Below are 2,716 nucleotides of genomic sequence, written 5' to 3'. Positions count from 1 at the left end.
GTTCCTGGTCAGTGGCACCATGATCGGCGACATCACGCGCCGCCAGCTCGCCTACCAGATGGGCGGGGACGAGAAGTTCTTCGAGTATGGCTCCGACGGCTTCAAGCTCCTGCGCTCCATGGGCGTCGAGGACCTAATCCGCCACCGCCCGCTGCCCAAGGCCGACCTGCTGTTCCACGCGCCGCGCCGCCGCAAGCACATGCGCGTGCTCGTGACCGAGAACCTCGACCCCTGGCTCGACGTGCACGACCTCATGTACGAGGACGGCGTCAGCCAGATTCTCGGCGAGCGCATCCATGCCGTCGTGCTCGGCGGCGGTATGCCCGTGCTCGAGCAGAACCGCCTGCACCTCTTGCTCGATACCCTCGGGGCCGAGAGCTACGAGGTCCTGTACTGGGGCGATATCGACCGCGCCGGCCTCGACATCCTGATCAAGCTCCAGGCGCTGCTCGAGGGAAAGTTCGAGGTCAAGCCGTTCACGCCCGCCTACCAGCTCATGTGCGACCGCGCGATGGCGCGCTTCCCCGAGCCTGGCGACAACGAGAAGACCGGCCAGATCAACCTCGAGGTGGGGGACACTTCCGTGATCTGCGACGGCCTCACGTCCGAGGCCGCGGCGTACGCGAAGGCCGTCATCGAGGACTGCTGCCTCATCCCGCAGGAGATCCTGACCAAGCGCGACCTCTAACCCTCCGCGATCATCACTGGGTGACAGTCATTGCGTGCAGCTTCCTGTGCCACCCATCACTGGGTGACAGTCATTGGCTGATGGGTGGCAAAAAATGCTGCTCCCAATGACTGTCACCGGGAGCAGCGATTTTGGACACCCGTGGCGGTGCTTGGGAACTTATCGCGGCGCTAGCCCGCGAGCTTCTGAACCGCTGCGCGGATCGTCGCCTTGACCTGCTCGTCGTCGATCCTTCCCTCGGCGTCGAGCCATTCCGCGATTACGCCGAGGCACCCGTCGAACAGCAGGTCGAACGCCAGCTCGTCGGAGGCGCCGCCGCCCTCGCCTTCGCCCGCACCCTCACCCTCGCTGTTGCCGTCGCCCAGCGCGGCGCTCCAGCGCGACCACGCCTTCTCGCGCAGCAGGTCGCGCCCGCGCCCGGTCGACCCGTGCGACACGACCCGCCTGAGCTCGTCCGGCTCGCCCATCGCCGCCGCGCAGACGGCGCAGGCGATGTCCGCGGCAGAGCGGAGGTCCTTGCCGGCGAACTCTTCTTCGCAACGCGCCTCGATGTGCTCGGCGGCGTCGACCTCGATGGCGGCGGTCAGCTCCTCAAGGTTCGCGAAGTGCGCATAAAACGTCGCGCGATTCACGTTCGCGAGCGACATGACTTCTTTGACGGTGATCTGCCCGCTCGGCTTGCGCGAGCACAGCGAGAGGTAGCTTTGCTTGATCGCGGCGCGGGTCCTGCGCACGCGTCGGTCGAACGGCGCCTTTGCCCTGGTAGTCTCCATGTGGGCCCCCAGCATCGGTAGATTCGCGGATATCCAGCCAAAATCCTACCGATGCTGTGTTACTGGCCTTTTGCGTCCCGCAACAGATGTTGGTTACACAGAGTTGCCGTTTGGTTACGTACGCCGTCGGCTGGCGGTTCCTACTCCGCTAGCTCCTCGCGGATCGCGGAGACATCGCCGGTGTAGCGCACGGCGCGCATGCCCGCGACGCGCGCCCCCTCGCAGTTGTCCGCGTTGTCGTCCACAAAGAGGCACTCGGCGGGCTCGAGCCCGTAGCGATCGCAAAGCAGCTGGTAGACGGCCGGGTCCGGCTTCATCATGCGCTCCTCGGCCGAGACCACGGCGCCGTCCATGAGTTCCCAGGCTGGCATGTGGTCGAGCTGCTCGTGGATGCGCGTCCCGGCATTAGAGAGCAGGTAGACGCCGTAGCCGGAGTCCTTGAGCTCGCGGACGAGCGCGTTCGTCTCTTCGATGGGGGAGGAGTACTTGGCCCAGCCGGCGAAGCAGGCGTCGAGGTTCGGCCAGAGCCGCTCGTCCAGGTGGGCGCGCGCCACGCGAAGCATGGTGTCGTAGCTCACGGTGCCGGAATCGAGCAGGTTCCAGACGGGGCTCGCAAAGAGCGCGCGGTTGAGTGCGGCGGCGTCCTCCTCGTCGTCGGTGAACTGGGCCGAGAAGCACGGCCCGTCGAAGCGCATGAGCACGTTGCCCATGTCGAAGATGACGTTCTTGATCGCCGCGCCCGCTGCCATTTGATCCCCTCTCGCCGTTTTTTCGCTCCCAGTATATCCGCCTTGGATGGCGCGGAAAGCCGGGGGCGAGGGCTAGGCGAGCAGCGGGGTCATCGGGCCTTGCGAGAGGACGGTCACGCGGTGCATTGCGCGGCTGATGGCGGTGTAGAGGCGGCGGCGGGCGAGCGGCGTGTCGGGGTAGACCTCGGCCTGCGCGTCGGGGATGACGACCTCGTCGAACTCGAGGCCCTTGGCCACGCGCAGCGGCAGCAGCACGACGCCGGACTTGGGCAGGTCGGAGTCCTTGCCGAGCACCTCGACGCGATCTCCCAGCTGCTTGGCGAGCCAACCGCAGCGCGGGTCGCTCTCGGTCACGATGGCGGTGAGGCCTTCGGCGTCGGCGGCCCCCTCGGCAATGCGCCGCAGCTCAGCCACGTAGCCGTCGACGTCGTCGGCAGCGAACTCGCGCACAACGGGCGCCACGCCGCCGCGATGCACCGACGTCAGGCGCATCTGCTCGTCGGGGT

General features: G+C 66.9%; 4 protein-coding genes. 1 reads left to right on the top strand and 3 read right to left on the bottom strand.

Going from position 1 to position 2,716, the window contains the following annotated elements:
- On the top strand, window positions 1-688 hold a 688-nt coding region (locus ACT84W_RS04240), incomplete at its 5' end, for a Wadjet anti-phage system protein JetD domain-containing protein (protein ID WP_444328317.1).
- 170 nt (window positions 689-858) lie between these two features.
- On the opposite strand, the gene ACT84W_RS04235 is transcribed toward ACT84W_RS04240, so the two are convergent.
- The 3 genes from ACT84W_RS04235 to ACT84W_RS04225 form a co-directional block, all read right to left on the bottom strand.
- Entirely contained in the window at window positions 859-1,461 is a 603-nt protein-coding gene (locus ACT84W_RS04235; protein ID WP_444328316.1) for a TetR/AcrR family transcriptional regulator, read from the bottom strand.
- Window positions 1,462-1,601: 140 nt separating this feature from the next.
- On the bottom strand, window positions 1,602-2,210 hold the full coding sequence (locus ACT84W_RS04230) for an HAD family hydrolase (protein ID WP_444328315.1): 609 nt from the start codon (window positions 2,208-2,210) through the stop codon (window positions 1,602-1,604).
- Window positions 2,211-2,282: 72 nt separating this feature from the next.
- Window positions 2,283-2,716, bottom strand: a 434-nt coding sequence (locus ACT84W_RS04225; protein WP_444328314.1) for an ATP-binding domain-containing protein, incomplete at its 5' end; no start/stop codon positions are given.

This window comes from Paratractidigestivibacter sp., from assembly GCF_052362415.1.
GTDB lineage: Bacteria > Actinomycetota > Coriobacteriia > Coriobacteriales > Atopobiaceae > Paratractidigestivibacter.
The sequence above is the reverse complement of the archived record's forward strand: the minus strand, read 5'-3'. Positions and strand labels throughout refer to the sequence as shown.